Raw genomic sequence first — 21,365 nt, forward strand, 5'->3', positions numbered from 1 at the left:
CCGACGACGCCGAATTACCCCCGCGACCCTCGGTCGGCGTGCAAAAATCGCGATGGTGCACGAGATATGGCGGATCGATCAGGCGCGGACCCGCTCCATCAGCCCGGAGAACCCGACCGGAGCGCCGGGCGGCGGCGGGCGCGCGACGGAGGGCACGGGCGCACATGCGGCCGCGGAACTGGGCATCGGGTGGAAGGTATCGCCGTCGATAGACCTCGCGCCCGGCGAAACCGCCACCCTGGCCGACGTCGCGGGCCCCGGTGTGGTCCGGCACTTCTGGCTCACCACCGACCGCGCCCTGCTGAACGAGATGACGCTGCGGGTCCACTGGGACAACGATGCCGAACCGGCCGTCGAGGTGCCGCTCGGTTCGTTCTTCTGCAATGCCTGGGACGAGTTGGCACAGGTGAATTCGGAAATGGTGGTGGTCGCCCCGGCGGGCGGGCTGAACAGCTTCTGGCCCATGCCCTTTCGCGCGCGGGCCCGCTTCACACTGCACAACGGCGGCGACCGCTCTGTGCCGGTCTACTACCAGATCACCTATCTGGAACAGGATGTGCCGCGCTCGGCGGGCTACCTGCACGTGCGGCGGCGGCACAGCGATCCGCTGGGCAATCCGGCGATCCACACTGTGCTGGAGGATATTCCGGGTCCGGGCCGCTATGTCGGCACCTATCTGGCGATCGTGCCCAACGCACCGGGCTGGTGGGGTGAGGGCGAGATGAAGTTCTATCTCGACGGTGACACCGAATTCCCGACCATCTGCGGCACCGGCACCGAGGATTTCTTCGGCGGCGCATGGAATTTCGATATGCAGGGCGCCTACCACACCTACTCCACGCCCTACCTCGGCCTGGTGCAGGTGCTGCCGCCGGACCGGATCTACGAGCCGGAGCAGCGATTCGGCATGTACCGCTGGCATGTACGGGATCCGATCTGCTTCGACCGGAGTCTGCGTGTCACGCTGCAAGCGCTCGGCTGGCGTGAGGGGGGCCGATATCTGCCGCTGGAGGGGGCCCAGGTGGCCACCACCTCCTGGTGGTACCAGCATCGATCGGTGACCGGGCGCAGGCATACCTTCTGATCCGGAAACCGCTGCCCGGCACGATGTTTCAGGAGTCGGCGGTAACCACCTCGTGCCGGTCGGAGCGGTGCGAGCGCCGGTACTCGCTGGGCGCGACGCCCACCTCCCGGCCGAAGTGCGCGCGCAGGTTCGCCGCACTGCCCAGACCGCAGCGTTCGGCGACGACGTCCACGGGAAAGTCGGTGGTCTCCAACAGCTCTCGCGCCCGGATCAACCGCTGGGTGAGCAGCCATCGCAGCGGTGTGACACCGAGCTCGGCGTGGAAGCGGCGGGCCAGGGTCCGCTCACTCATCCCCGCCCGCTTGGCCAGATCGCCGACGGTGAGCGCGACGTCCAGCCGTTCCAGTGCCCATTGCAGGGTCGCGGTGAGCCCGGGGGCGGTCGCCGCGGCGGGCACCGGTGCGGCCAGGAATTGCGCCTGGCCGCCCGCGCGATGCGGCGGGACCACCAGATTCCGGGCCACGGCGTTGGCGATACGTGAGCCGAGATCCTTGCGTACCAGGTGAATACACAGATCCATCCCCGCCATCGTGCCCGCGCTGGTGAGGATGCGGCCGTCATCGATGTAGAGCACCGACGGGTCGACGTCCATGCCGGGAAACCGATCCAGCAGCACATCGACGTGCTTCCAATGCGTGGTCATCCGCCGGCCGTCGAGCAGTCCCGCCGCGGCCAGGACGAAGGCGCCCGAGCACAGCGCGACGATGCGCGCTCCGGCCGCGTGGGCCGCGCGCACGGCCTCGACCAATTCGGCGGGCGGATCCTGCCGGACGTCGGGTGTGCTGGGCACGATGACGGTTCCGGCGGTGAGCATGTCGTCGTAGTCGTAATCGGTGAGCGTGACGAACGGATCACGAAGCGTCGCATGGCGAGTCCCGCGCGGACCGCACAACCGCAGGTCGTACCAGTCCGCGGCGTCGACGCCGGGCGGCGGCTCGAAGAACACCTGATACGGAATCGCCACCTCGAACAGCGGCTGCCCCGGGGCGACAGCGATGGCGATGGTCCATTCACGACGATCGGTCATGTCGGTAATCTAGCGCATATTGTCAATTCTGCCACTGGTTGCGGTTGGTCAGTGGCTGGATAGTTGCATTCATGATTGTTTCCGCCAGTCTCGAAGGGACTGCTTCGGCAGAGCCCATATCCCTGGCCGCATCACCGAGCCGATGGCGCGTGCTCGCGGTCGCGGCCGTCGCCCAATACCTGGCCATCCTGGACCTTTTCGCCGTCACGGTCGCCTTCCCGACCCTGCAGACCTCGTTCGGTCACGCATCGGCGAGCACGGTGTCCTGGGTGCTCAACGCCTACACGATCGTCATGGCCGCACTGCTCGTGCCCGCCGGGCGCCTGGCCGACGACACCGGCCGCAAGCGCGGATTCCTGCTCGGCATAGCGCTTTTCGGGCTGGCATCGGTCGCCTGCGCGGCCGCGCCCGGCCTGGGCGCGCTCATCGCCGCCCGAATCGTGCAGGCCATCGCGGCGGCCCTGCTGGTGCCGACCGGACTCGGACTGGTCCTGCCCTCGTTCGATACCCGAGAACACCCGACCGTGATGGGAATCTGGACCGCGATCGCCGCCGCCGGCGCGGGCAGCGGGCCGGTGATCGGCGGACTGCTGTTACAGGCCGGATGGCGCTGGATCTTCCTGCTCAACATCCCGTTCACGGTGGCGGCCTTCGTAGTCGGGCTGCGCGTGCTGCCCGATATTCGCGGTCAGGCCGGACGAAAACTCGACTTGTTCGGCGCGACACTGATTCTCGCCGCCACCGCCGCGTTGACCACCGTCTTCGTCCAGGCATCGGACTGGGGATACACCTCGCCCGCCACGCTGGGAGCCCTGCTGGCCGCCCTGGTGTTCGCGGGCGCGTTCGGCCGGCACGTGCGACGTCACCCGGATCCGGTGGTGAGTCCGGCGGTGTTGCGGCACAAACAATTTCGCATCGCGACGGCCGGGGTCTTCGCCTATTACCTGGCCTTCGCCGCCCTCGTGCTCGAGGCCACGCTGTTCCTGACCCAGCAGTGGCACTACTCGCAGCTGCACGCGAGCCTGGGCATCGCGCCGATTCCGATCAGCTGCCTGGTGCTCTCACCACTGTCCGGACGGCTCGTGGCCCGGATCGGCGCGCGAGCCTGCGCCGCACTGGGCGGGGCGACCATCGCACTGGGCGCGGCATGGTGGATCGTCACGGCCGGACTCACCACGTCGTATCCGGTCACGTTCCTGCCCGGCGCGATCCTCGCCGGGGCCAGCACCGCACTGCTGCAACCGCCGCTGTTCGGAGCCTCGGCGCTGCTGCCCGCCGACCAGCTCTCCCTGGGTTCGGGAACGTTGATGATGGCACGGCAGACCAGTTCCGCACTGGGCGTAGCGATTCTGACCGCGATCCTGGCCCGTGCGGTCGTTCCCGGGCTCAGCGAGTACCGCGCCGGATGGGGGTACATGGTGGCGGTCGGCGTGCTCGCCGCCGTCGCCGGGCTGGCATACCGGCCCGGAGCACCGGCTCAGAACAGTACCGCGCCCCGCAGACCGGGCCAGCCGTAGCGGAGCGGTCCGTCGGCGAGTCCCGCGCCGCGGCCGGCGGGTTGGTTCTGCTGAGCCATCTCCGGAGCGTTCGCCAGTTCCGGGTTCTGCCGGATCAATTCGCGCCGGACCTCGTCCATATTCAGCCACATGATCTCCTGCACAACGTTTTCCAGTTGTTCGGAGGTCTTGAAACCGGGCTCGGAGTAGACCGGCAGGCCGTCGCGGAAGGCGATCAGGGTCGGCAGACTGCTGACCTGCGCGACGGCCGCCAACTGCTGTTCGGCGTCGGCATCGACGGTGGCGTGCACGATATCCGGGTGCATACGAGAGGACTCCTCGTACACCGGCGCGAATCTGGTGCACCATCCGCACCAGGTCGCCCAGAAGTCCACCAGAACGATGCCGCCGCGCGAGACGACCTGCTGGAAATTCTGCTCAGTCAGCGCCTGCGTCGGCATGCGGCCCTCCCGATATCACAACTCGCCTGCATGGTTTCGGATTCTTTCACGAATCCCGGGCCACGTCACTGTCCGGGACACCCGTCCCGGACCGCCACGCTACACCGCGTGAGCTGCGGTCCGAGGCGCGGAAGTCCCGGTCCGGCCGAACGCCGCGCGCAGCAGCCGGACATATCGGTTCCAGTGCGCCGGGGTGCGCACGGACCCGGTGAGCTCCAATTCGGCGCGATCGAGCAGATCCTCGATCAGCGCATCGTGCAACCAGCGCACGGCCAACGGCCAGATCAGCCGGAACCGGCCGCTCAGCCGCGCCGCCAACTGGTGAACCAGCAGCGTCTCGCCGCCCTCGTCGAGTACCAGGAATTCATGGAAGCCAACGACACCCGTGCTGCCGAAGACCCGATCGAACTTGCAGTTCAGCCAGCTACCCGGCTGATACCCCTGCACCGTGTAACGGACGACGCCGTGACCGCCGGACGCGCCCGCCGACAGCGGCCGGTCCAGAACCAGCGGTGGCCACACATCACCTGGCCAGAGCCGGTCGCCGGGTCCGGCGAGGGTATCGAGCAGGGCTCCCGCCTGCGCCGCGGGCGCCGAAATGCGGCGAGTGTGGATATTGAGCACAGCCATCGTGAATCACCCTCTCGGTCGCGCCTGCGGGTGCGGCCGGTGTCGATATGGAATGTTCCCTCTATATCGTATTAGAGCATACATTCCATATCGAGATCGCAAGGCTTTCGGGAGATGGCAGGTTCGACACCTCGCGCGCGGCAGTGGCGAAAACGCACCGAGCGGGGCGGACGCCGCGACGCTCGGCGGCGCGAGGTCACCGTGCGGCAGTGCGGTGCTGCTCTGCTGCCAGGAAATGCGCTGTGTCGCGGGTGGATTCGTACAGCGCACGGTAGTGCTGGTAGTACTGCGCGTACCGCTCGGTGTGCGCCGGGTCGGGCTCCACCGTGGTCACCACCGGATTCCATCCGGCCGTGTCCACACCCGCCGCCTCGGCGGCGAGCATGGCGTCACCGAGGCAGGCTCCGACGGTCTCGGCCGGGAGTTGTTGCGGCAATCCGGTGATATCGGAGACGATCCGCGTCCACAGACCGCCCTTCGTACCGCCCCCGACCGCGACGAGCCGGCGCGCCCGGCCACCGGCCTCGGCCATCGCCTCCAGGTTGTGGCGCACGCCGTAGCCGATCCCCTCGAGCGCCGCGCGGTAGAGCTCGGCACGGCCGTGAGCCAGGGTCAGGCCCGCGACGATGCCGCGCGCATCCGGATCGAACAGCGGCGTGCGTTCACCGGCGAAATAGGGCAGCATGATCAGCCCGCGACTGCCCGGCGGCACCGCACCCGCCTCGGCGACCAGATCGGCGAAATCCCCGCCGACCAGGCGGCGCAACCAGTCGGTCACCGCGCCGGAGGTGGCCATCCCGGCCGCGAGAGTGTATGTGCCGGGCCAGGTTCCGCACGTTCCCCACAGACCCGGATGCGGGCGCGGATCGGTCAGCACCTGCACCAGGAACATGGTGGTGCCGTACATGACCATGGCGTCGCCGGGCGCGCGCACCCCCACGCTGGTGGCCTCGGCCCAGGCGTCGATGGTGCCGGCGGTGACCGGTAGACCGGCCGGAAGGCCGGTGGCGGCGGCCGCGTCTCGCGTAACCCGGCCGACAATCTCTGTGGGCCAGAACAATTCGGGCAATTCAAGTCCGGGCGCGACCGAATCCGCCCAATCCGTTGCCCATTCGCACCGATGCAGGTCGTACATCGGCACGCACTGGCTCGCCGACTGGTGGTCGAGTACGTAGCGACCGGTGAGCCGGTGCACCAGAAAGGAACTCGCCATCAGCAGCATCCGGGTGCGCGCGTAGACATCGGGTTCGTGCCGCGCCAGCCAGCGCACCTTCGGCCCGACCGCTTGACTGGTGAGCGGCGAACCCGCACGTGAAAGCACCTGTTCCGCACCGAATTCCGCGCGCAGTTCCGCTATTTCGACGGTTGCGCGGGTGTCGACGCCGTAGAGGACGGCCGGACGGAGCGCAGCGCCCTCGGCGTCGGCGGGCAGCAGGCACGGGCCGATACCGCTGACCGCCAGCCCGTCCACGGACTCCGATCCCGCCGCGTCGAGCAGTTCGCGGGTGATCGCGACGAAGTCGGCCCACCACACCGTCTCCGCGTCGTGCTCGACCCAACCGGGGTGCGGCGTCGAAATACCGTGGGCCCGTTCGGATCTCGCAGCCACCGTACCGTCAGTGGTGATCAGCACACCCTTGGAACCGGAGGTGCCGATATCGATCCCGAGAAACATCAGCGCGCTCCCCTTCCTCGCTCGCCCGGACGCGTCACGGCGGTCCAGCCCCCGGTGCGGGCGTATCGTCGACGCCACCAGAATTACAGGTCCGCGGCTCGACCGACCGCGATTCACCGAACTCGCACGGATTCCATCCGACGGATACCTCGCGTGACATTCGGCTTTCGTACCCGTTCGACGGCGCGCTGCCCAGGTCGACCGACGAGTCATGGCAGGCGCACACCGGGAAGTTCAGCCCGCCCAGGTGTCGGCGGCAGTATCGACACTCACCGCGACCCCCGCGATGAGCGGGTACGTGCCGACCGCTCCTCGGACCAACGACGCGGGAGGACAAACGTGCACATCCGATCGAACCCCGTCGATTCGTCGGCATGGAGGGGTCTCGGATAGGTAGGCCGATCAACAGGCGGTAGTTCACACCGGGTCGTCGAAAAACAAAGGCGCTATGTGGACGCCGCCCTGCCCCCAACCCGCCGTGGTGATCCACCGGTCGGCACCGTCGGTGATTATCTCCGCGGCGTGGGCCTCGATATGGCCGGCGCGATCCTGGATCCGGAAGTGCAGCGGATCGGTGCTGCGGAAGACGTCGGTGCCGAGGTAATCGGGGCGCGGTCCGATGAATAGGTACCAGAATTCGTTGTGCCGCAGCACGAACGGCGATTCGGTCGGTCCGGCGCCGGTGCCTGTGGCCGGATCGGTGTAGGCGACCGCGCGCTCGCTCCAGTGCACCAGATCGGTACTGGTGCGGTAGGCGACCACATGATTGCCGCCCGCCGGTTCGCTGGTCGCGCAGTAGTACATCACCCAGCGGTCGTCCAGGCGAAGCAGCATCGGATCGCGGGCGTCGTAGCCGTCGCGGAACACCGGCCCGGGCGGATGACGTGTCCAGTTCCGCAGATCGGCTGAGGTCGCCAGATTCATCGCGGTCGCGGTGCGGTCCTCGCCCCCGCCGTCGTAGAACATGGCGTAGCCCGCGCCGCTGTCGACGACGTACGGAGCCCACAGGTGCGTCTCGCCGTACGCACGGTCCACGTCCAGCGCGGGCGCCTGTTTCGTCCACGGCCCCAGCAGATGTTCGGCGGTGGCGTGTGCGAACCGGGTCTCGTCCCACGGGTCGGCCGGTTCCGGATGGGTGATCCCGAACAGGTGCCAGAGTCCGGCCCGATCGCGAATCACGGTGTGGTCGTTGATATACCACGGATGCGTCTCGCCGTCACTCGGATCGTAGATGCGTCGGAACGGGCCTGCGGTCACCTGCATACGGCTACCGTGCCGCCTCCGCTGAACGGGCGCGCGCCGACACGCCGTACGCGCGGGGTCGCGGGATATCAGCGCCTGTGCGGGTACCCGGTCACCATGGCAGGACATCCGCGCCGGACAGCGTTCCTGGGAACGCTGATGATGCTGGTCGCCTTCATCAGCGCACTGTGGGTACACGACCTGCCGACCACGGCGCTGCGGGTGATCGCGTACGTCCTGCTGTTCCTGGTCGCGGCCGCCGGATTCGTGATGAGCTTTCGCGACTATTCCTGAATTCGCTTCAACGCCTGCGGATCAACCCGGCGAAACCCGCTCCCATCAGCATGAATCCGGATATCAGCGCGAAGCCGTTGGTGACCCAGGAATGCAGCGCCACCTGCCAGGTGGAATCGATGGACGGTAGATCGCCGATCAGGCGGAAGGTGTCGTCCGGGAACAGGATGTGCAGAATTCCCGGGAACACGCCGAACACCAGCCCGGCCGCGAAGGTGCCCGCCGGGGAGAACGCCGCCATCGCCGCCACCAGCATCAACAGCACCGATCCGACGATGATCTCACCGGCCGCGGTCCATCGGTCCGTGACGCCGCCGATGATCACCCAATACCGGATATCCGCACCGCCCTTGGCCGCGAAGGCGATACCGATCGGCGTCACCACCAGCGCGATCAGCACACCTGCCACGGTGCGGCCGGTGACGCCACGGCTCTGGAACTGCGCACCGGGTGGCGCCCAGCCCGGGGGTGACTCGAACTTGTTCGGCATCGCCCGTCCTCCCTGCTCCCACGGTGCGGCGAGGGCTCATTGCCGCTGCCGCACCCATTGTCGCGCCCGGCGCCTGAATTATCCTCGCGGACGCCGAAATCCTTCGGGTGACGACTCGCCGGGTTGCGGACGGTTAGCATCGAATATGCCCGATGCGATCTCACAGCCCCCCGACATCGCCGGAGTGCGCCGCAGCCGTATCACCGCCCGCGGTGTGCGATTCCACGTCACCGAGGCGGGTCCTGTCGACGGCCGGCCGGTTCTCGCACTGCACGGCTGGCCACAGCACCACTACGCCTATCGGCACCTGCTCGCCGACCCACCGCCCGGACTGCGGATCATCGCACCGGATCTGCCCGGCTACGGCTGGTCCGGACCGGCGCCGCACCGCTGGTTCAAGGAGGAGGTCGCCAGTGATGTGCTCGCCCTGCTGGATTCGCTGACCGCCGAACGCACCCTGTTGGTCGGTCACGACTGGGGCGGATATGTCGGCTTCCGGATGGTCCTGCGCGAACCCGAGCGGTTCTCCGGATTCGCGCCGCTGAACATGGCGCACCCGTGGCAGACCCCGCGCACCCTCGCGCCGCACGTGTGGCGATTCCTGTTGTATCAACCGCTCGTCGCGGCACTGGGCATGCCGCTGCAGCAGCACACCCCCTTCCTGGACTGGTTGTTCCGGATCGCGGTCGCCGATTCCACCGAGTTCACACCGGAGGTGGTGCACGCCTATACCGATCGTTTCCGCGATCCGGTCCCCGCCCGCGCGGCCACCGACACCTACCGGACCTTCCTGCTGCGCGAGGTCCCCGCCCTGCGCCGCGGTGAGCGACGCCGCGCCACGCTGCCGATTCGCGCTCTTTTCGGTACCGCCGACAGTGCCATCCACCGTTCACTGGCCGCCGCCGAAACCGCCGACGCCACCGACTACACCGTCGAATACGTTCCCGGCTGCGGGCATTTCATCCCCGAGGAACGTCCCGACCTGGTCCGCGCACACCTGTTGGCCTTGGCGGCCGAAACCGGCTGAGCGAGAACCGGATCGGCCGCTTCGGTGGCCGCGCCCGCGGCCCCCGCCCGCCCGCGGTCGGCACCGCGGACGAAGAAACCGGCACTCTGGGCCCGTAGCGACCAGCGATACGGATACCCGGCCGGCCGGGCTGCCCGGCTCGGACGGCCGGCTATGTCCGAGCCGGGACGACAGTCGTGTTCCGAATATCGTTGCCGGTCAGAGACTTCGGATCAGCAATGGGGTGGGCTCGGGCAAGGATGACCGGCGGATGTGTCCCTGCGGGCGCTGGCGGCCGATCCGGGCGAGCGCGGCGCGGAAGCGGGCGGTCACCGCGTCGGTGGGCAGTTCGTCCCAGGTCCAGCGGATGACGTGGAAACCTGTGCCGCGCAGAGCATCCTCACGTCGTCTCTCGGCCGCGGCCGCGTCCGCCGGATCGTGCCCAGGGTGGATCCGGCGGCCATAGCGAGTGCGGCCGTCGAATTCACCGACGATGCCGCTATCGCCGAAATAGAAGTCGACCCGGCCCAGGAATCTGCCCTCGGCGGTGAAGACGTCGCCTTGTGACTGCGGTATCGGCAGGCCGAGTTCGCGCAGCATCACCCGGCTGCGCGACTCGCCGACGCTCTCGCTGTGCGGATTCAGGAATCTCACCACCTGCCGCGCTCGATCGATTCCGCGACGTCGACCCGCCGCCGCCAACTCCGCCTCGAGATCGGCTGCGGTGACACCGTATTCGCGGGCCAGCCAGTCGCCCGCGACGACCGCGGACTCGAACGAGACCGTGCGCCCCAGATCGACGATGGTGCGCGCGGGTGTGCTCAACAGCAGGCCACCCACCTCGGCCACCGTATCGATCGGTGCGCAATGCACCTTCAGATCCGGTTTGATCCGGCCGCCATTGCGGCGGTTGCGGGTGACGCAGAGACGATCCATCGGCGCGGCCCAGATCGGCGCACCGTAGATCGCCGCCGCCGACTGATGACTCACCACGGCGTCGGCCGCCATATCGGGCAGCACCGCCGCGGCCAGAACACGATGGCGGGCAACCGCGTCCAGCTCGGCGTAGACCGCCTCCTCCGAATAGACCCCGCGCCGCAGCCGACGCCACCGCCCGCCGCTGCACATCCGGCGAATCTGATCGTCGGTCAGACCACGGGCGAGCGCATCCCGCCGCCGATGGATCCGGGCCTGCTCGGCGGATACCGGCTGCGCCGCGGCGGCGCAATCGTGCGGCGCGGCCGCATCTCCCCCGTCGTCGCCCACGGCCCCCGGGCCGAGTTGCGGACGACACCCCTGCCCCGTCGCCGAACCGCCGGGCCGAGCGAGCCGGTTCGCGAGGCGCGGGCCCGGCGCGGAACCGAAGACCGGATGCAACCTCGTGGCGCTCACCGGAAATCGGTCTCCGGGCGCGGGCGCCGGGTGGGGCGCGAGGTGAACCGCTCACAGTACGCATCGTGCCGAAGGACGGGACGGACGCGCGGTGCGCGAGAGCCGATTCCGTTACGCCACGAGGTGCGACAACCTTGACAGTGCTTCAACGCTCGAACCTCCCCATACGAATTGGTCGAACCGGGTTTGTTCTAGTTCGACGCGAGGTGGCCCGATCCGGTTCCATAGTCATTTGACCAGGTCACAGCCGCACCCGCTGCCATGATTCGCATACTTCGCAGCCTGACCGAAACCGTGCGGATCCGGATACGAGGTGCGGCCGGTCAGCAGTCGTCTCGACGGGATGCGAAGGATTGGACGGTGTACAGGCGACCAGTTCGCGGACGCGCGCCGCGGTGGTCGCGAGCCGGGCAACCGCACTCCGTGCGCACATCCGCACCTGGAGCAAGTCCTGGGACGGGTGCGGATGCCGACATCGGGTGCGGCTGTCCATCGGACGGTGGAGTGTGTCGGTGGGCTCGGGCACCATGGTCGGCGTGACTACAACCGACCTGCGCGAATCCGCCGAGGCACTGCTGCGTGACCTGGCCGGGCCACACGCTCACCTGCGAGAGGACCAGTGGACCGCCATCGACGCGCTGGTCCGGCAGCGGCGGCGAGCGCTGGTCGTGCAGCGCACCGGCTGGGGCAAGTCGGCGGTGTATTTCATCGCCGCCAAACTCCTGCGCAAGGCGGGACGCGGGCCGACGGTGATCGTCTCGCCGCTGCTGGCGCTGATGCGCAACCAGGTCGCGGCGGCACGCAGAGCGGGTGTCGTCGCAGCGACCATCAACTCCGGGAACATGACCGAGTGGGACGACATCCACGCGCAGGTGGCGGCCGGAGCGGTGGATGTCCTGCTGGTCAGCCCGGAGCGCTTGAACAATCCCGACTTCCGCGATGCGGTCCTGCCCGAGTTGGCCGCCGATGCCGGCCTGGTCGTGATCGACGAGGCCCACTGCGTCTCGGACTGGGGTCACGACTTCCGGCCCGACTACCGCCGGATCCGTACCCTGGTCGCCGATCTCGGCCACGACGTGCCGGTCCTGGCCACCACGGCCACGGCGAACGACCGCGTGGTCACCGATGTGGCCGGTCAGATCGGTACCGACACCCTGGTTCTGCGCGGCACCCTGGACCGCGAATCGCTGCACATGTCGGTCGTGCAGATCGAGGATGCGACCGCGCGCACCGCCTGGCTCAGCCGATATCTGCACGAACTCCCCGGCTCGGGCATCATCTACACCCTCACCGTCGCGGCCGCCCACGACCTCGCGGACGTGCTCGGCTCACACGGCCACCGCGTCGGCGCGTACACCGGCCGGACCGATCCCGCCGAACGGGAGGCGCTCGAACAAGCCCTGCTGGACAACGAGGTCAAGGCACTGGTGGCGACCTCGGCCCTGGGCATGGGGTTCGACAAGCCGGATCTGGGATTCGTCGTGCACGTCGGCGCGCCGTCCTCGCCGATCGCCTACTACCAGCAGGTGGGTCGCGCGGGTCGTGGCACGGATCGCGCGGAGGTGGTGCTGCTGCCCGGTCCGGAGGACCGGCGGATCTGGAGTTACTTTGCCTCCGTTGCCTTTCCGCGCGAACATATCGTCCGCGCCGTCCTGGACGCATTGGATTCCGAACGCCCGCTGTCCACCAGCGCGCTCGAACCGCTGGTCGAACTCAATCGTTCCCGGCTCGAGATGGTGCTCAAGGTGCTCGATGTCGACGGGGCGGTGCGCCGGGTCCGAGGCGGCTGGCTCGCCACCGGCGAACCGTGGACCTACGACACCGAACGCTACGAACGCTTGTCCCGGGCGCGCGAGGCCGAGCAGCAGGCGATGATCGACTATCAGACGACCACCGAATGCCGGATGAGTTTCCTGCGCCGCCAGCTCGACGATCCGGCGCTGAGCGCGGCAGGGTCCGATGCCCCGGCCTGCGGGCGGTGCGACAACTGCACCGGCGTCCGCCCCGATACGGCAGTCGACACCGAGGATCTGGCCGCCATCCGAACCCGTCTGGACCGGCCCGGTATCGACCTGTCCCCGCGCAAACAGTGGCCGACCGGTATGGTGAAGCTCGGAATCCCGTTGTCCGGCAAGATAACCGACGGTCCGGCCACCGGCCGGGTCCTGGGCCGGCTCAGTGACCTGGGCTGGGGACAGCGCCTGCGTCCACTGCTCGACGGCCCCGACGCACCGGTCCCCGACCACATCGTCGACGCGTGCATCGCGGTCCTGCGCGGCTGGGATTGGGAGCAACGGCCCACCGCCGTCATGGCCATGGAATCCCCGACTCATCCCAAGCTGACCGCCGACCTCGCCGCCCGCCTGGCCCATATCGGCCGCCTCCGCGACCTGGGCACCCTGCACATTCGTCCCGGCCGCCCACCGGTCTCCGCCGCCAACTCGGCACACCGCGTCGCCGCCCTGTACGACTCCTGGGACACCCCGCCCCTCGACGATCTCGACGGCCCCGTCCTCCTCGTCGACGCCCTCACCGATACCGGCTGGACCCTCACCATGGCCGCGCACACCCTCAGAACCGCCGGAGCCCCCGCCGTTCTCCCCTTTGCCCTCGCCACCCCCACCTGACGCCCGGCCGATGGCCCATCACAGCCGCGGCCCTCGTCGCGCCGCACAGGTGACCGCCACCACTCCGGAGTCTCGTACTCGATGGTCCAGGCTCTGGCGACGTCCGTTGCAAGCCGTGAAAATCTTCGTGACCGCGGCCGCGAATTTGGATCCGCACCGATATCGCCGAGTCGCGCGGAGCCCGACGACGTTCACACACGCCCTGCCGGAATACGGTGACCGCCGGAGGGGACGAGTGGGCATGTTCGCGTGCGGGAAGCATGATCGACTCGCTATCGTCGGTCGGGTGGCCAGTAAGTCTGCCTCGCCGGCGGTGGAGTTGACGGTCGGCGACCGTACGGTGCGGGTGTCCAACCCTGATCGGGTCTACTTTCCCGAGATCGGGGCCAGCAAGCTCGATCTGGTGCGGTACTACCTCGAGGTGGGCGAGGGCATCGTGAACGCGCTTCGGGATCGGCCCTGCATGTTGCATCGGTTTCCGAAGGGACTGCCGGGCGGGAAGGTGCATCAGAAGCGGCTGCCCGCGGGTGCACCGGACTGGATTTCCACTGTGCGCGTGTATTTTCCGCGTTACGGACGGCATGCCGACGAATTGTGTGTGCGCGAGCTCGCGGATGTCGCATGGGCCGTGCAGATGTCGACCGTGGAGTTCCATCCGTGGAATTCGCGCCGCTTCGACACCGAGAAACCCGACGAGTGGCGGATCGACCTGGATCCGATGCCCGAATGCCCGTGGTCGCGGGTGCAGCGGGTAGCGGGGGTGGTGCACGAGGTGCTGGACGAGATAGGTGCGGTCGGCTGGCCGAAGACCTCCGGCGGCAAGGGCCTGCACGTGTATGTCCGGATCGCGCCGGAATGGGGTTTCGCCGACGTGCGCAGGGCCGCACTGGCATTCGCCCGGGAGGTCGAACGCCGCGCACCCGACGACGTGACCACCACCTGGTGGCGAAAGGACCGCGACCCCACGCTGCTGTTCGTCGACTACAACCAGAACGCCCGCGACCACACCATCGCCGCCGCCTATTCGGTGCGCGGCGTCCCGGCGGCAACCGTCTCCACGCCGGTGCGCTGGGCGGAGATCCCGGATATCGAACCCCGCGATTTCACCATTACCACCGTGCCCGCCCGCTACGCCGAACTGGGCGATCTGCACGCGGGCATGGACGACGCGGTGTTCCGGATCGATCAACTCCTGGAATGGGCCGAACGCGAACCCGTCGAGATCGATCTGGACGAGGACACCGGCGACACCGAATCGGACGCGCCCGGCTAACGTCGGATCCGACCGGCCCGGACATCGCACAGGAGATCCTCATGACGGCGACCCCCATCGCGCTCGGACCAAACCGCACCCCGCTGCTGGAACGAGCGATCACCGGGGCCGGGGGCGAACTGGCCGACCTGGACGCCGCGCGGGCCCTGGTCTGGGATGCGGGCCCGGACGGATTTCCCGAGCAGTTGCCGGAGAACATCGAATGGGTGCAGCTGTTCTCCGCGGGCGTCGAGGAATGGTTCGACACACCGGTCTTCGAGCGCCATCCGAACGTCCTGTTCACCTCCGCCGCAGGCGCTTTCGCCAGGACGGTGGCCGAACACTCGCTGATGCTGCTGCTCGCGGGCGTGCGCGCGCTGCCCGAACATCTCGCGGCGCGTAGCTGGCGCAGGGCCGAGCTCGGCCGGAGTATCGGCACGCTGCGGGGCGCCACGGTCGCCGTCGTCGGCGCCGGGGGCATCGGCCGCGAACTGATCACCCTGCTCGCTCCGCTCGGTTCCCGGGTGATCGCGGTGAACCGGTCCGGCACCCCGGTGGACCTGCCCGGAGTGGTGGAAACCCTTCCCGCCCAGCAGCTCCCACAGGTCTGGCCACGCACCGATCACGTGGTGATCGCCGCCCCGGCCACTCCCGGCACCCGGCATCTACTCGGCAAAGCCGAACTGGCACAGCTGAAACCGCACTCGTGGGTGATCAACATCGCCCGTGGCACTCTGGTGGACACCGATGCGCTTCTCGGCGCGCTGCGCGAACGCCGGATCGGGGGCGCGGGACTCGACGTGACCGACCCGGAACCGCTGCCCGACGGCCACCCACTGTGGGATCTGCCCAATGTCCTGCTCACACCGCACGATTCGAATCCGCCGCAGCTGCGCACCGTCGCCTTCGCCGAGCACGTCGCGGAGAATGTGGGCCGTTTCACCCGGGGCCGCGAGCTGATCGCCCGCATCGACGTCGCCGCGGGGTACTGAACGGACGGGTCGTCTTCGGGCGTACTACTGCCCGGCGTCGGCCGGATCGACGAATTCGAGTCCGGTGACCATATCGGGCAGGATGCGCACCAGGTGTTCGCGCGGGCCCGGCAGCCACGGCCGCAGCAGTGCGCGGCAATGCTCGATCTCCTCGGGATCCTGCACCGGTTCCGCGGCCCCGGTGACGATCACGCACCACCCGCGACGAGTGTTCTCATCGATGACATCCGCCTCGTACGCGACCATCTGCCGCTCGGCCGAGAGTGCCGCGGCGCGATTGGCGTGGACGACGATCGTGTCGCCGTCGACGATGTGGTTGACCGGGCGAATGATCGGTAATGCATAGCGCGCGAACACGATCCGCCCGTATCGCACCAGCCCCAGCCGCCGCAGCGACTCGGCGGAGGTCAGATCTCGGGAGCCCTGCGGCGCGAACGCATCCGCGTCGGCGAGCATTCCCGCACCGTGCCCATCGCCCGCAGGCATGCCCGCCCCACCCGACTGCCCGGGGTATTCCTCGGCTCGGTTGTCCATTTGCGATATCTGCCCCGCTGATCATGAACCTGTTGTTCCGGGTCACCACAAGTTTCCCGCAATCGGCAACGATCAAACCCATCCCAGGCCACACGCACGGAAACAGCAGGCGAACAGCACCACCCTCGTCGGTCCCGAGACCGCCCTCACTGTCCGGCCGCGCGGGGCGGAACGATCGGTTCCGGGGTGACGGCCGGCGTCGTGCGGCGAACCAGTTCCGTCCATTCGTCCGCCAGGGCGGCCAGCAGGGACCAGGCGGAGTGGACGCGCTCGTCGCCCACGTCCGCACCGCCGCGCAGCACCGCGACCGCGCGCACCTGAGCCGCGGCCATGGCGTCCACCTCGGCGCCGAGCGATTGCGGAGCCGGACGCCTGGTGTGCGTGACCGCGGCGATCCAGTCGTCGATATGTGCGACGATTTCGGCACGGCGACAATCGATCTCGGCGGTGCGCAGCGGCGATTCCCGGCGAGTCAGGTGGAGTTCGGCGAGTGCGCGGGCCCAGCTCGTCACCGGGTGGGCATCGGGTTCCTCGCCGACGTGCCCGCAGAAAGCCGCGAGCAATTCGTGCCAATCCGGCAGGCGGGCGGCCGAATCGCCGCCCCGCCACTGTTCCGGATCTTCGGGTTGCGGTACGTACATGACGTGTACCTCCAGGACCGCGGCGAGCCGGTCCGGCGGCCTGCGTGCCCCGCAGTCAGTACCTCGCCCACCTTCACTACGTACACACCCGGCGCCACAAACGCGGGAACCGGACCGCGAGCCCGGTGTGGTAAGGGCGGACCACACCGGATCCGGTTGTGCCGCAATCTGCGAAGGGGACATCTCCTTGCGGCGCCGGGTGCACTTCCAGCATGCACTTTTCCGGCGGCCCTCCCACTGCCCTTTCCATGGCCTTCCGGTGACTGTCGGAACTCGGATTCCGCGACGTCGTCTGGCCGCTCCCGCGACGTCCCGTTACGCTTGTTCGGGTTCGGGGGACGGGACGGTGAAGGGTGAGTCTGGGCGTGAGTTGGTCTTTCACACCGGATGAGTTCGCACACATCTGGCGAGAGACCGACCTGGACCGGTACCCGTTCCCGATCCGGATTCTGGAAACCGCCCGCACCGAGCACGAGGCCGCCGCGCTGCGTCGCACGCTGGACGATCGCATGCCGCTGGGATCGGATCCGGACCTGTCCGCCTGCCTGCACATACTGGCCGAACCACATACCCGCGTGGTGGCCATCGGCGGCGCGCACGACCCCGATTCGCAGATCCGCGCGGTGGGTGCCGCGGTCTACGACCATGCCGTACTGGCCGTACAGGACTCCGGATCGTCACCGGATTTCGGTGGGCGGGTGCATATTTCGATCGGCCACACCGGCAAACTGGGCGCACGCATCGCCGCGCTGCTGCCGGACGCCCCGCCCGGACACGAACCGGCCCGATCGGCGACCGCGGCCGCGGTCCGCGACGAGGAAACCGTGGTGGCCACCGATCGACTCGCCGCACGCATCCGGCGGCTGCTGCTCAAACCGCACAGCGCCGAGGGGCAGATCCGGATCGAACCGCGGCTGGACCGGCCCACACCGCCCGCACCGGTCTACTACACCTGGTTCGACGTCACCGGAGACGGCCGCTACCTGGTCCGGGCGGGAGAGCAGGTGCACCTGACGCCCGCCTCGACCCAGCAGATCGGCGCCCACCTGCAGAAACGCATTCCGCGATGATGCCGCCGATACCGTCATCGACACACCGCCGACGTGCCCTGCGGTTAGGCTTGGCACGACCGACCGATTCTCGAGGGGGTGCGCATTGACGATCGATACCAGTCAAGCCGATATCGCCCGGTTCATGCAGGCAGCGCGCAGCGGCACGGTCCGTTTCGATCCCGACGCGGCACGGCGGTGCGCGGCGCAGTACGAGGAGCAGGCCGAGGGGCTGATCGCCCTGCAGCAGCAGTTGGAGTCGGTCTCACACCTGCACGGCTTCGGCGGATTCTTCTCCGCGGAGCAGTTGCAGGCCGGGTTCTCCCGAAAGGCCCGGGACGCGGCCGCACTGCTGGATCGGTACATCTCCGCCTCGTATCGGATGAAGGAAGCCTTCCTGCTCAGCGCCGGGCTGTACGAGGAGGCCGATATCGCGCACGCCGCCGCCCTGCGTGCGCTGTCGTCGAGGCAGCCGTGGTGAGCGTGTCCGGGGCCGCCGGCGCGAACGGGGCCGGTCATGAGTGAGCACGTCCTCGGTGCCACGCATTTCGGCCCGCACGCGCGGCCCGCCGATCCCGAATACATCAGCGCGATGGAGCATTTCGAGTCCGTACCGCACGAGCGGATCTACGCGGGCACGCAGCAGATCGACGCCGGTGAGATCGCGCGGGCGTCGCTGGTGTGGCTGAACGGCGCCGCCACGATCAACACGGCGATGCCGATCACCCGGTCCACCACGGACGGAGTGATGAATTCCATCGGCTGGGAAGGCGCCGCGGCCGACGCCGCATACGCCAGCACGCTCAGCTTCGCCGAGTCGCTCGACGAGCTGGCCGAGGTCATGGCCGAGGTCGGCGCGCGTTTGGGCACGGTTGCCGCCGCGGCCGAAGCTGTGAAGCTGGCGGTCGCCCCGCCCGGCGGCTCCGGGCCGATCGGCGCGGTCGCACGCGCCCTCGAGGCGGCACACGTCATCGATGCGGCACTGGCACAGGAGACGCTGCGCCAAGAGGCCGTACTGGCGATGAACATGATCTACAAACCGGCGTATTCCGGTGCGGGAACCGGCATTCCGGCGTTGCCCGCGCCCCCGGCACTGCCCGGGGACGCCTCGTCCGCGCCGAACCACTCGAATCACACCGTGCCGCAATCGGTCCCGTCCCAACAGCAACATCCTGCGGCACCGGAGCAACCCGAAGCGCCGCAGCCGCACCCAGAACCACAGCCGCACGCGGAACCGCAGCAGCCCGCGAAACCGCAAAACCCCACTCCCCCAGCGACTCCCGCGCCTTCCACCGAAGCCGCACCGGCACCGACGCCCCCGGAGTCTCGGCAGCCCCCGGCCACGGCCCCCACCCCAGCGCCCAAACCGCCGACCCCGCCGGCCTCTCCCGCGCCCGCACTCCCCGCGGACCCGCAACTCAGCGATCCGGGTGGTCAGCCAGGCATCACGGGCCCCATCCCGAACAACACCACCCCCACCACCCCCGACCAGCCCGGCATCTCCCCGGACCACTGACCTCACCCGCGCGAGGGAAACGCAGCGGCACGCAGGCCAGCGGCGCGGATGGCGTTTGGTAAGCCCGTCCTACCAGTTCCCCACGGGTCACCATGTCGCTGGAGCGTCGCCTGGCGCTTCTCGGGTGGGCGGGCGCGCACCGGAACCCGGATTGTCGAGAACGATCAGGACTGCGAGTTCTGTTACGAGGGAAACCGCGAACCCTGCGACCGGCGGCGTCTCGGGCTCGATGCGCACCGGCGTGTAGAACCAATCCGCAAGGTGCGCAGCGGAAGTCCGCATCTTCTGCCCGTTGACGACGAAAGTGATCGTCCGCGAGGGTTACGCGGGTCCGCAGCGCGAGCATGTTCGCTGCCGGCCTCGGGCTCGCCGTAGCGCGATCGGATCCCGGGGGCGAAGGGTGTCGTCGAAACCGTGTGGCGGGGCCGATTCCCCGACCGTGCGCCCCGCGTCGACATTGCGGAAGAACGCGGTCAGATACTGCTCGTTGACCGGATCGCCTGCCGCGGAACAGGTTTACCAGCAGAAGCCTTGCGCAGGCGCGGGATTCGTTATCCGGTGAACGCCACTCGCGACGTCACAGCACCAACCCGGACGACGCGGTCAGACCTTGACCAGGTCGTCGGCGTGGATGACGGGGCGGCGCATACCCTCCGGGAGTTCGCTGGTGGAGCGGCCGACCATGGTCTCCAGTTCGGAGCTGTCGTACTCCGCGACGCCGCGAGCGACGAGAACTCCGTCGGGGGCGACCAGGTCGATCACATCACCGCCGGAGAAGCGGCCGCGCACGCCCGTGATTCCGGCGGCCAGCAGCGAGCGGCGGCAGTTGGCGACCGCGCGCACGGCACCGGCGTCCAGCAGCACCGCGCCGCGGCTGTCGGCGGCGTGCCGGACCCAGAACTTCCTGGCGGACAAGCGAATCGGGCGGGCGGCGAAGGCGGTGCCGACAGTGGCCGAGGTCAGCGCGAGGGTGGCGTCCGACGCGGCGGCCAGCAGAACCGGAACCCCGGCGTCGGCGGCCAGGCGGGCCGCGGACAACTTCGAGGCCATTCCGCCGGTGCCCAGCGCACCACCGCTTCCGGCGATCACGCCGTCCAGATCGGCGCTGCCGCGCACCTCCGGGATGAATGTGGCACCGCCCTTGCGCGGATCACCGTCGTACAGCCCGTCCACGTCCGAGAGCAGCACCAGCGCGTCGGCGCCGACCAGGTGCGCGACCAGAGCGGCCAGGCGATCGTTGTCGCCGAAGCGGATCTCCTCGGTGGCGATCGTGTCGTTCTCGTTGACCACGGCGATCGCGTGCAGGGAACGCAGCCGATCCAGAGTGCGCTGCGCATTGCGATGATGTTCGCGCCGGGAGAAGTCACCGGCGGTCAGCAGAACCTGCCCGACCGTGCGACCGTAGCGCTGGAACGAGGTGCCCCAGGCGTGCGCCAGCGCCAGCTGACCGACGCTCGCGGCGGCCTGTTTGGTGGCGAGATCCTTTGGCCGCGAAGACAATCCGAGCGGCGCGATGCCCGCGCCGATGGCGCCCGAGGACACCACGACCACGTCGGATCCGGCACGCATGCGCGCCTCCACCGCATCGGCCAGCCGATCGAGCCGAGCGGTATCGAGCCCGCCTTCGAGACTCGTCAGCGCCGAGGACCCGATCTTCACCACCACACTGCGCGCCGACGCGATCACCTGTCGCGTCTCGCTCAGCGCGTGATCCGAATCCGCCCGCGTCATACCGGAACTCATCAACCTCACCTGAACCGATCAACACCACAACAGTTTTCGGGCTCCGGAATATCGCGCGATCCGCACACGCCCGGCCCACCCCGCCGCATCCGGAGCGCGATCTCGCGAGCGGCACCGACGAGCGCCCCTCGCCCACACCGACCGAGCCGCACCTGCCCGGAAAGGCAACCGCGCACCGAGCATGCCCGAGGCACCGCACCGTGAGTGCGGCGCG

Annotated in this window: 20 protein-coding genes; 10 read left to right on the plus strand and 10 right to left on the minus strand. The window is 68.8% G+C overall.

Going from position 1 to position 21,365, the window contains the following annotated elements:
- The first annotated feature begins 52 nt into the window (after positions 1-52).
- Positions 53-1,084 carry a glycoside hydrolase family 172 protein gene (locus AC5WS7_RS20910; protein WP_495956229.1) on the plus strand — a complete coding sequence of 344 codons (1,032 nt, stop codon included), beginning with the start codon at positions 53-55 and terminating at the stop codon, positions 1,082-1,084.
- Between the two features lie 28 nt (positions 1,085-1,112).
- On the opposite strand, the gene AC5WS7_RS20915 is transcribed toward AC5WS7_RS20910, so the two are convergent.
- A complete protein-coding gene (locus AC5WS7_RS20915; protein WP_495956230.1) occupies positions 1,113-2,111 on the minus strand; it encodes a GlxA family transcriptional regulator in 999 nt (332 codons plus the stop codon).
- A gap of 71 nt (positions 2,112-2,182) precedes the next feature.
- Here AC5WS7_RS20915 and AC5WS7_RS20920 point away from each other — a divergent pair, with 71 nt between their 5' ends.
- Positions 2,183-3,628, plus strand: a complete 1,446-nt coding sequence (locus AC5WS7_RS20920; protein WP_495956231.1) for an MFS transporter — start codon at positions 2,183-2,185, stop codon at positions 3,626-3,628.
- On the opposite strand, the gene AC5WS7_RS20925 is transcribed toward AC5WS7_RS20920, so the two are convergent.
- The 4 genes from AC5WS7_RS20925 to AC5WS7_RS20940 all read right to left on the minus strand — a co-directional run bounded on the left by AC5WS7_RS20925 (position 3,589) and on the right by AC5WS7_RS20940 (position 7,636).
- Positions 3,589-4,068 (minus strand): thioredoxin family protein, encoded by a 480-nt coding sequence (locus AC5WS7_RS20925; RefSeq protein WP_495956232.1) that lies wholly within the window; start codon positions 4,066-4,068, stop codon positions 3,589-3,591. The two genes, AC5WS7_RS20920 and AC5WS7_RS20925, sit on opposite strands and share 40 nt — an antisense overlap.
- Positions 4,069-4,167: 99 nt before the next feature.
- Entirely contained in the window at positions 4,168-4,698 is a 531-nt protein-coding gene (locus AC5WS7_RS20930; RefSeq protein ID WP_495956233.1) for an SRPBCC family protein, read from the minus strand.
- Between the two features lie 196 nt (positions 4,699-4,894).
- The gene (locus AC5WS7_RS20935) at positions 4,895-6,373 is read right to left on the minus strand and encodes an FGGY-family carbohydrate kinase (protein WP_495956234.1); all 1,479 of its coding nucleotides are present in this window, start codon (positions 6,371-6,373) and stop codon (positions 4,895-4,897) included.
- 417 nt (positions 6,374-6,790) lie between these two features.
- A complete protein-coding gene (locus tag AC5WS7_RS20940; protein WP_495956235.1) occupies positions 6,791-7,636 on the minus strand; it encodes a glycoside hydrolase family protein in 846 nt (281 codons plus the stop codon).
- A gap of 96 nt (positions 7,637-7,732) precedes the next feature.
- Between AC5WS7_RS20940 and AC5WS7_RS20945 the strand changes: the two genes are divergently transcribed.
- Positions 7,733-7,909 carry a hypothetical protein gene (locus tag AC5WS7_RS20945; protein WP_495956236.1) on the plus strand — a complete coding sequence of 59 codons (177 nt, stop codon included), beginning with the start codon at positions 7,733-7,735 and terminating at the stop codon, positions 7,907-7,909.
- Between the two features lie 7 nt (positions 7,910-7,916).
- On the opposite strand, the gene AC5WS7_RS20950 is transcribed toward AC5WS7_RS20945, so the two are convergent.
- A complete protein-coding gene (locus AC5WS7_RS20950) occupies positions 7,917-8,399 on the minus strand; it encodes a hypothetical protein (RefSeq protein ID WP_495956237.1) in 483 nt (160 codons plus the stop codon).
- A 145-nt stretch (positions 8,400-8,544) separates the two neighbouring features.
- Between AC5WS7_RS20950 and AC5WS7_RS20955 the strand changes: the two genes are divergently transcribed.
- Positions 8,545-9,426, plus strand: coding sequence for an alpha/beta fold hydrolase (locus tag AC5WS7_RS20955; protein ID WP_495956238.1), 882 nt, complete (start codon positions 8,545-8,547; stop codon positions 9,424-9,426).
- Positions 9,427-9,624: 198 nt separating this feature from the next.
- Here AC5WS7_RS20955 and AC5WS7_RS20960 read toward each other — a convergent pair whose 3' ends face one another.
- Complete coding sequence (locus AC5WS7_RS20960) at positions 9,625-10,797, minus strand: hypothetical protein (RefSeq protein WP_495956239.1); 1,173 nt, start codon at positions 10,795-10,797, stop codon at positions 9,625-9,627.
- Positions 10,798-11,324: 527 nt separating this feature from the next.
- On the opposite strand from AC5WS7_RS20960, the gene AC5WS7_RS20965 reads away from it, so the two are divergent.
- The 3 genes from AC5WS7_RS20965 to AC5WS7_RS20975 all read left to right on the plus strand — a co-directional run bounded on the left by AC5WS7_RS20965 (position 11,325) and on the right by AC5WS7_RS20975 (position 15,668).
- A complete protein-coding gene (locus AC5WS7_RS20965; protein WP_495956442.1) occupies positions 11,325-13,424 on the plus strand; it encodes a RecQ family ATP-dependent DNA helicase in 2,100 nt (699 codons plus the stop codon).
- Between the two features lie 286 nt (positions 13,425-13,710).
- On the plus strand, positions 13,711-14,697 hold the full coding sequence (gene ligD / locus AC5WS7_RS20970; RefSeq protein ID WP_495956240.1) for a non-homologous end-joining DNA ligase: 987 nt from the start codon (positions 13,711-13,713) through the stop codon (positions 14,695-14,697).
- Positions 14,698-14,738: 41 nt separating this feature from the next.
- Positions 14,739-15,668: a D-isomer specific 2-hydroxyacid dehydrogenase family protein gene (locus AC5WS7_RS20975; RefSeq protein ID WP_495956241.1), complete on the plus strand. Its 930-nt coding sequence runs from the start codon at positions 14,739-14,741 to the stop codon at positions 15,666-15,668.
- A 24-nt stretch (positions 15,669-15,692) separates the two neighbouring features.
- Here AC5WS7_RS20975 and AC5WS7_RS20980 read toward each other — a convergent pair whose 3' ends face one another.
- Both AC5WS7_RS20980 and AC5WS7_RS20985 read right to left on the minus strand, forming a co-directional pair.
- A complete protein-coding gene (locus AC5WS7_RS20980; protein ID WP_495956242.1) occupies positions 15,693-16,202 on the minus strand; it encodes a pyridoxamine 5'-phosphate oxidase family protein in 510 nt (169 codons plus the stop codon).
- A 146-nt stretch (positions 16,203-16,348) separates the two neighbouring features.
- Entirely contained in the window at positions 16,349-16,843 is a 495-nt protein-coding gene (locus tag AC5WS7_RS20985; RefSeq protein ID WP_495956243.1) for a DUF4254 domain-containing protein, read from the minus strand.
- A 365-nt stretch (positions 16,844-17,208) separates the two neighbouring features.
- Here AC5WS7_RS20985 and AC5WS7_RS20990 point away from each other — a divergent pair, with 365 nt between their 5' ends.
- The 3 genes from AC5WS7_RS20990 to AC5WS7_RS21000 all read left to right on the plus strand — a co-directional run bounded on the left by AC5WS7_RS20990 (position 17,209) and on the right by AC5WS7_RS21000 (position 19,408).
- On the plus strand, positions 17,209-17,913 hold the full coding sequence (locus AC5WS7_RS20990) for an ESX secretion-associated protein EspG (protein ID WP_495956244.1): 705 nt from the start codon (positions 17,209-17,211) through the stop codon (positions 17,911-17,913).
- An 85-nt stretch (positions 17,914-17,998) separates the two neighbouring features.
- Complete coding sequence (locus AC5WS7_RS20995) at positions 17,999-18,373, plus strand: hypothetical protein (protein WP_495956245.1); 375 nt, start codon at positions 17,999-18,001, stop codon at positions 18,371-18,373.
- Positions 18,374-18,409: 36 nt separating this feature from the next.
- A complete protein-coding gene (locus tag AC5WS7_RS21000) occupies positions 18,410-19,408 on the plus strand; it encodes a hypothetical protein (RefSeq protein WP_495956246.1) in 999 nt (332 codons plus the stop codon).
- Positions 19,409-20,011: 603 nt separating this feature from the next.
- On the opposite strand, the gene proB is transcribed toward AC5WS7_RS21000, so the two are convergent.
- Entirely contained in the window at positions 20,012-21,112 is a 1,101-nt protein-coding gene (proB, locus tag AC5WS7_RS21005) for a glutamate 5-kinase (protein WP_495956443.1), read from the minus strand.
- Between the last annotated feature and the right edge of the window lie 253 nt (positions 21,113-21,365).

The organism is Nocardia sp. PLKS1-43, assembly GCF_059510335.1.